Below are 7,731 nucleotides of genomic sequence, written 5' to 3' on the forward strand. Positions count from 1 at the left end.
TTTTTTCCATTATTATTTATCCTTTCTAATAAAATCTAAAAGTCTTTGATATTCATTGAAAAAGTTTGTATAGCTTAATCTTGAAAGATTGTTTTCATTATAAAGTTCAGTAAAAGAAGCTCCACTACTCATAGAATTTTCAATTATCTTTGAAAATTTAAAGAAAAAAAGATTTAAATCTGTAAAATTGCTTTCAAGAGTTTCACAAATTTGCTTTTTTTCTTTCTCATCTCTATAGTCTGTAACTAAAATACAAACTTTACCATCATTACCTATTTCGTTTAAAGTTTCTAATGTTCTAAGTAAAGAATTATAATTACTCGTGCAAGGAACAATAATCTTATTGCTTTCTTTAATAATATCCAATACTCCTTTTTCTACAAACCCACCAAAATCATAAACGCAATTATCTATTTTTTTTGGAGTTGGTAAAATTTTTGCTTTTTCAGGATAAATTTTTTCTATAATAGAATTATCATTGCTTTGTAAAAAATATTCTAAATCTTTAGCAATTGAAAAAGCAAAAGGAGTCTTTCCAACACCACCTTTTTTATTTATAACAGATATTATCATTAAAAAACCTTTTTTATATTTTTGTATAATATTATATATTATTATTTATTAATAAATAATAAAAATAAATAATATTTATTTTTGTTTCTTTGATTTTTTAGTGATAGTTTTGTTTTATATTCTAAATAATCTTCTAAATGTGTAGGTAGCATGAAGTCAAAAAACAATTAAATTTCATTGATTTTCATAATAAACTTAATACCTTTGAAAATCCTACAAAAACAATATCTCAAAAAGATATAACAAGATAATTCATCATATTAAAATAAAAAATAATTATTTCTTATAATTATTTTGTGAAATATTATATAATAATATTATTATTTAAAATTAATTTTATTATATATTAATAAATATTAGTATATTATAGTTACTATAAATATATATAAAATTATAGAAAAAAGAACTTTTATGCAAAATTTAATTAAACTAAGTTTATTAAGTATAGTTACTGCTTGTGTTTTTTCTGCTTGCTCTTCAGAGCCAAAAACAGTGCAATATTACGAAGATCCAAAAAATGCTACAGAATTAGAAGCTAAAATCAAAGAATGCGATAAAAATGCTAATTCTGCACAAACTGACACAGAATGTGCAAATGCTTATAAAGCAAACTATTCTAAGTCATTTCAAAAGCCATTATCAAGTGCTAAAGATTTTTTTAAGAACAACAAATGAATTTAGATCTTTTTCAAACTCTAGGCGAAAGCATACAACAAATTGTTGATGCTATAAAAACAAATAAAATATATAAATAACCCTTATATTCTAAAGGGTTATCTTATTAATTTTAAATAATTAATTTAACTTTATATCAAGGATATGGATCCTCTTTTGCATCACCTCTTCCAGTAAGATTCTTCCATCCTTTCAACTTATGTTTATCAGGTTCTTTTCTAAAATTTGGACAAGGAGGCAATGAGTCACTTGAACTGATTGTTATTTTCCGTTTGCAATCAACACATTCAAATTCTCCTCCAGAAACATCTGAACCATAAGGAATATAACTTTTATTCATATACTACTCCTAATTATTAATTTATTATCATATTTTACCTTAAACTTTATTATATATAAATAAATATTAATATATAATAAGTTACTATAAATATACATAAAAGGAAACTTATGGAAATAAAATATTATCCGCCAGTTTTTCGCCAAGATAGCTTTCATTGTCCCCATTGCAATGTTTACTCTCATATAAAATGGGAAGATACTTGTATAGATTTTTATCATGTTGAATATTTGTGTTCAATCGCATTTTGTAATCATTGTAAAAAATATTCAATATGGATAAATGAAACCAAAGAAATGTTATATCCAAAAACAATAAATGTTCCTTTACCAAATGAAGATCTCAAAGAAAACATAAAGCAAATATATAATGAAGCGGCAATCATACTTAATGATTCACCCAGAGCAGCTTGTGCTCTAATGCGTCTTGCATTACAAGAACTAATGAAAGAATTAGGAGAAAAAGGGAAGGATCTTGCTAGTGATATATTAAACTTGAAAAACAAAGGACTTGATGAACAGATAATAAAAGCCTGTGAAATTGTAAGAATAGTAGGAAATAATGCTGTTCATCCTGGAATCATTGATATAAATGACAATCCAGAAATTGCCTACTGTCTTTTTGAGATGATTAATTTAATTGCAGAAAAATTAATCACTCAAAAAATAAAAACAGAAAAATTATTTAATAAAATACAAAATTTAAAAAACAAAAAACCTAAAATAAATCCTTAATTTAAGAAAAAATTAGGAAAATAGGCACGAATGATAAGGTTGTTTGAAAGTAAATACTATTATATATTAGTAATTTTTAATATATAATAGTTATTTTTAGTAATTAATGTTATATGTTAAATTAATTTTATGTTCCGCATTAAACCCAATATCGAATAACAAAGGTATTTCATAAATTTTAAGCCTTTTAGCTTCATTTACACTATTTGGGCTAAAAATAGAATCTATTTCGTTAAATAAAAAATTCTCCTTGTTTTGCCTGACAATTTTGACATATATTCATAAGGTAGTAACTTTTTGTTGTATTGGAATATGAAATTTTCATATTATTTTTTTTAAAATACTTTCTAGCTCTTGAGAATAAGACAAAATATTCCAAATCATTTTAAATTTTGAATTAAATTTCCAATATTTTTTTTCACAATCTAAAAAAGAAGATTTTAAAGCCCCAAAAGCATAAACTGAAATCATCTTAGAACATTTCCAACAAGTAATAAAACCTTCAACAATATACAACTTCTCAGTAACATAGATGGTAAAATTTCTATTTTCTAAATAATCGATAAGGTAAGTTAAATTCCTATAATCTTCTAAATACCAAATTTTATAATCATTATTCCACTTAATCTTATATTTTTTTAAACCCATTTATGCAGAAATCCCAACTGCTTTAGCGGTTGAGCTGAATGCCAACGAGCTTAGCGAGTTTTATCCTTGATTTTCTATATAAGCCTTGATTGTTTCAGGGTTTGCTTCGCCTATACTACAAGCAAAAAATCCATCAGTCCAAAAAGTCTTTTCTTTCCAAAAATGTCGTTTTAGAAATGGTTCAAATCTCTTGTCTTTCCAAATATAAAAAGTCGTTATTTGTTTTATCTTTTGGACAATGTAGCTTATACTAACTCTTGGTAAGTATTGTATCATTAAATGGATAGGGACTATATCGCTTTTTATAGCTAAGATTATAAATTCTGCATTCTCACTCATTTCATCAATTTTAGCTTTTATAAAATTATTCAAATCACCTTTTAGAAGTTTCTTTCTATATTTATATGTGCTTTTAGATTGTGCTTAGAGCGATTTGTAGAGATATATCCGTGTAGTTCATAATTATTCTTTTTCATTTTTATACTCACATTTATATTTTTTATTATAATTATATAAAAATATAAACAAGGAATACTAAAAATTGCTAAGTGCTGTAAAATATGGAATTTATCCTACAAAAGCTCAAAAAGAATTAATCCATAAACACTTTGGCTGTGCTAGAGTAGTTTATAATTATTTCTTAGATTATCGCCAAAAACAATTTAGTAAAGGCATAAAAGAAACATACTTTACTATGCAAAAAGAGCTTACTATTCTAAAAAAGCAAGATGAATATAAATATCTTAATGAGTGTGCTTCACAATCTTTACAAATGGCTCTTAGACAATTAGTTACTGCTTTTGATAATTTCTTTGCTAAAAGAGCAAAATACCCAAATTTCAAGTCAAAGAAAAATGCAAAGCAAAGTTATGCTATTGTACAGAATATTAAGCTAGATGATAAAAAAGTTTATATTCCAAAATTTATAGAAGGTATAAAAGCTAAAATCCATAGAAAGCTTGATAAGGATTACACAATAAAACAAGCCTTTATTTCTAAAATAGCTAATGAATACTACATTGCAATTAGCTACGAAAACAATAAATCTTTACCTAAGCCAAAAGTAATAGAAAATGCTGTTGGTTTAGATATGGGTTTATCAAATCTTATCATTAGAAGCGATGGTATAGTTTATAAAAATCACAAATTCTTACAAGATAAAGAAAATAAACTCATAAAACTTCAAAGACAACTTAGCAAAAAACAAAAAGGTTCAAATAATCGTGCAAAAGCTAAGCTAAAAGTAGCTAAAGCTCATCAAAAAATTACAAGAGCAAGAAATGATTATTTACATAAGATAAGCGATGAAATCACAAATTTATATGATTTTATAGCTGTTGAAAATCTAAATATTAAAGGACTAATTAAAAACAAACACTTATCTAAATCTATTGCTAATGCTAGTTGGGGTAAATTTATCAACTTGCTAACTTATAAAGCCGAAAACAAAGGTAAGACGCTAATGCAAATTGATAAATTTTTTCCTAGTTCTAGGATTTGTAGTCATTGTGGAAGTAATACAGGTAAAAAGCCTCTACATATTAGAAGCTTTACTTGTCCTAATTGTCATACTAAACATAATAGGGACTTAAATGCTAGTATCAATATAAGAAATTATGCACTAGGTATCATTGATGATAGATATAAGATAAAATTAGATAAATCTAGGGTAGGAATTACCCAAAGTTACGCTTGTGGAGATAGCTCTAGTGGGGTATCAAAATATGGTTACATACTTGATACTAGCTATCTATCGATGAAGCAAGAAGCCCACTTGCTTTAGCAGGTGGGTGATTCACTTCTTATGATATTATAACAAAATAATAAAAAAATTTTTTTTATTAAAACCCCTTTTTTGGAGTTACCAAAATCATTTTTTATGATTTTATACAAAAGTTCAAAAATTTTAATTTTTGATTTACCTTTTTTAATATTATAGAATTTAACAAATTTAAGAATTTAGTAACTATTCTATTTATGTAAATGTGTCTTTTAAAGCTCCTATTTTCCATATGGGTGTTCCGAAAAAATGTCAAAAACTATTCTATTTATGTCAAAAACTATTCTATTTATGTCAATTTTTTAATAACTTATGGGTGATTGTATGCTGATTTTGCTGACATAAATATAATAAACTATTCTATTTATGTCAATTTTATATTTTAGATGAAATTAGTATTTTTCAAAAAAATAATTTTTTACATAGATATAATAAGTATTGACATAAATATAATAATTTTATTATAATTACTTTATAAAAAGTTGTTAATTTGCACTAAACTATTCTATTTATGTCAATTTTTAGGGTGTAAATTAATTGTTTGTTCTATTTATGTCAATAGTAAGGAATTAAATGTTACTAAATATTATTATTGAAAAAGATCAGGATGGATATTTTGCACGCATTCTAGAGCTTGAAGGTTGTGTTTCGCAAGGAAATACCTATGAAGAAACTTTAGCTAATATAAAAGAAGCTGGGGAGCTTTATTTAGAAAGCCTTGCAAATGAAGAAAAAAGGATTATTGAAAACAAAACAACTTCAATTATTCCAATGGTTTTAGCAAATGCCTGAATTGCCAAGATTGACTGCAAAAGAAGCAGAAAAGCTTTTATTGCAAAATAATTTTTTGATTGATAGGCAAAAAGGTAGTCATAGAATCTATAAAAAAGGACTTTATAGAATGGTTATTCCTCATCATAGCGGAGAAATATTACACCCTAAAATCATAAAACAACTATTTGAAATTATAGAAGTAGCAAAGGATTAAAAATGCCTAAACGCAATACTATTAATACAATTACACTTGGAATTTTTAGCGATGAGAATGCTTCTGTAATTTGTGAAGATACCATTAAACTAGAAAGAGGTTCTGTAGCTGTATTAAGCGGCAATAGTGAAGTAGGAAAATCTTTTTTAGCTTTAAAAGTATGTGCTAATGCAATTAATGATGGTTTAAAACCTTTTTTTTGGAGTATAGAAGATAAGAATAAAGCAATTTTAGAACGCATTAAAAATATAGAAAATTTTTATCCTTTTAATAGTTTAGAATTTGAGTTTTCAAATGAACTTCCAAAAATTGATAAAGAACCTATGGATAGCTTAAAAGAAGAACTTAATGAGTTAGCAGATTGTGATTTAATCGTTCTTGATACTTTTAGTGCATTCTTCTCAATCTCGGGCTTTAAAGATCAAAATAATCAAAACGATGTGCAAAATTTCTTTAATATTTTAACAGATGTAGCAAAATCAAATAATCAAGCCATTTTATTACTTCACCACTTAGATAAAAAAGGTGAAAGTCTTATGGGTAGCTCTGTAATTATAAATGCCCCTAGACTTGTTTATAAACTCTCATTTCAAAAAGGAGAAGATAAAAACTCTACAACTTATCGCTTACTTGAAGTGCTAAAAGATAATAATAATATCAATGCTGGCGAGTTTCAAAAAACAATCAAAGTATTACAGAACTCTAGCATTGATGAACCTTTAGTTAAAGATATAAAAGTGGAAAATATTGACAATCATACCTTAGAAATTATCAACAAAAAAGATATTTCTGCTGTAAGTGTTAATGATTTAGCAGAAGGCTATGTAACAATGAATGAAAATAGAGGTGTTTTTTATTTAAGCTCACGAAAGCTTACTGATTCTAATTTTTATAAAGCATTTAAAGAAAATGACAATAAAATAGAATTTGGAATGCTTGGTGCAAATGGTTCATCATATGCTATTACTCTTAAAAATTCTTTACTAACGCAAACACATAGAAGTATTTTAGATGCTTTATTTTTATATATCAAGAAAAATGTAGATACAAGTGTTATTAAAAAATATCAAGAAAATTTTTGGGATATGGAAGTAAGATTAGAGCCTTATAAATTTTTAAAACAATATCTTAATAAAGCTCCTAGTAATTATTCTTGGTTAAAACAAAAATTTACAGAAATTTCTCGTTTTGCATATGATTTAGCCTTTACGCAAAACATTGAAGATGAAGATAAAGATAAAAAAACAATTACACAAAGAGATAAAGGGATTTTAATGTTTGATTCTGTAGAGCGTATCACAAAAGAAAATGGCGTGATTGTATCTGTATTTGTATTGACAGTTCGTAGGGAATATATCAAAAGACTTGAAACAGAATCTACTCTTTCATATGATGATGACTTATCAAAAATACTCATTGATTTAAATTCTTTAGTTGCACAGGATTTAATTAGATTTTTGACAAGTTTTCCTGATAAGAAAATCCTTAGTTATAGTGAGTTTTGTGAAATTAAAGCTTATAGACTTTATAAAGAAAGTTCTATCATTTCAAAACAAAAAAAGGAGATTGCTAAATTAAAAGATAAGCTTATAGAATTTGGAATTAATGTTTATGGCAAAGGTATAGAATTTGCAAATTATGATGATGAATTTTTTTATAACAAGTATAAAAATGAAAATGATTTGTTTTTTATCTACCAAAGTAATAATAGAGTAAAAAGATATATTAAGCGTGGTGATCCAATGAATCGATTAAACACCAAAAGTAATAAATTTATCTTACAGAAGTCTTTATTTGAGTGAATCACCCATCTGCTAAAGTAAAGTGGGTTTCTTGCTTCAACGAATAGATAACTAGTATATAACCATTTTTAATACCCTACTAGAGCTATCTCTACCCCAACTAGCATTAGTAATAGATTTAGATAAGCGTTTGTTTTTAATTAGTCCTTTAATATTTAGATTTTCAACAGCTATAAAATCATATAAATTTG

Annotated in this window: 9 protein-coding genes and 1 pseudogene; 6 read left to right on the top strand and 4 right to left on the bottom strand. The window is 25.6% G+C overall.

Annotated features, from left to right (window positions below):
- Positions 1-12 precede the first annotated feature (12 nt).
- Entirely contained in the window at positions 13-573 is a 561-nt protein-coding gene (locus tag AJ886_RS07990; RefSeq protein WP_002802083.1) for a hypothetical protein, read from the bottom strand.
- Positions 574-984: 411 nt separating this feature from the next.
- Here AJ886_RS07990 and AJ886_RS07995 point away from each other — a divergent pair, with 411 nt between their 5' ends.
- Entirely contained in the window at positions 985-1,248 is a 264-nt protein-coding gene (locus AJ886_RS07995; RefSeq protein ID WP_052799518.1) for an EexN family lipoprotein, read from the top strand.
- A gap of 136 nt (positions 1,249-1,384) precedes the next feature.
- Here AJ886_RS07995 and AJ886_RS08000 read toward each other — a convergent pair whose 3' ends face one another.
- A complete protein-coding gene (locus AJ886_RS08000; RefSeq protein ID WP_032581280.1) occupies positions 1,385-1,588 on the bottom strand; it encodes a hypothetical protein in 204 nt (67 codons plus the stop codon).
- A gap of 110 nt (positions 1,589-1,698) precedes the next feature.
- Here AJ886_RS08000 and AJ886_RS08005 point away from each other — a divergent pair, with 110 nt between their 5' ends.
- Positions 1,699-2,322 (top strand): DUF4145 domain-containing protein, encoded by a 624-nt coding sequence (locus AJ886_RS08005; RefSeq protein WP_070287512.1) that lies wholly within the window; start codon positions 1,699-1,701, stop codon positions 2,320-2,322.
- Positions 2,323-2,643: 321 nt separating this feature from the next.
- Here the strand turns inward: AJ886_RS08005 and AJ886_RS10630 are convergent, their stop codons facing one another.
- Both AJ886_RS10630 and tnpA read right to left on the bottom strand, forming a co-directional pair.
- Complete coding sequence (locus AJ886_RS10630) at positions 2,644-2,970, bottom strand: hypothetical protein (protein ID WP_172346058.1); 327 nt, start codon at positions 2,968-2,970, stop codon at positions 2,644-2,646.
- A gap of 60 nt (positions 2,971-3,030) precedes the next feature.
- Positions 3,031-3,446 (bottom strand): annotated as a pseudogene (gene tnpA / locus AJ886_RS10330) (IS200/IS605 family transposase).
- Between the two features lie 65 nt (positions 3,447-3,511).
- On the opposite strand from tnpA, the gene AJ886_RS08020 reads away from it, so the two are divergent.
- The 4 genes from AJ886_RS08020 (at position 3,512) to AJ886_RS08035 (ending at position 7,540) form a co-directional block, all read left to right on the top strand.
- Positions 3,512-4,753 (top strand): RNA-guided endonuclease InsQ/TnpB family protein, encoded by a 1,242-nt coding sequence (locus AJ886_RS08020; protein ID WP_070287513.1) that lies wholly within the window; start codon positions 3,512-3,514, stop codon positions 4,751-4,753.
- A 570-nt stretch (positions 4,754-5,323) separates the two neighbouring features.
- Positions 5,324-5,542, top strand: coding sequence for a type II toxin-antitoxin system HicB family antitoxin (locus AJ886_RS08025; RefSeq protein WP_002818418.1), 219 nt, complete (start codon positions 5,324-5,326; stop codon positions 5,540-5,542).
- The gene (locus tag AJ886_RS08030) at positions 5,535-5,738 is read left to right on the top strand and encodes a type II toxin-antitoxin system HicA family toxin (RefSeq protein ID WP_002779783.1); all 204 of its coding nucleotides are present in this window, start codon (positions 5,535-5,537) and stop codon (positions 5,736-5,738) included. Before AJ886_RS08025 ends, AJ886_RS08030 begins: the two co-directional genes overlap by 8 nt.
- A gap of 2 nt (positions 5,739-5,740) precedes the next feature.
- Positions 5,741-7,540 (top strand): AAA family ATPase, encoded by a 1,800-nt coding sequence (locus AJ886_RS08035; RefSeq protein ID WP_070287514.1) that lies wholly within the window; start codon positions 5,741-5,743, stop codon positions 7,538-7,540.
- Positions 7,541-7,731 lie beyond the last annotated feature (191 nt).

The sequence above is a fragment of the Campylobacter sp. BCW_6465 genome (genome assembly GCF_001762815.1).
Classification (GTDB): domain Bacteria; phylum Campylobacterota; class Campylobacteria; order Campylobacterales; family Campylobacteraceae; genus Campylobacter_D; species Campylobacter_D jejuni.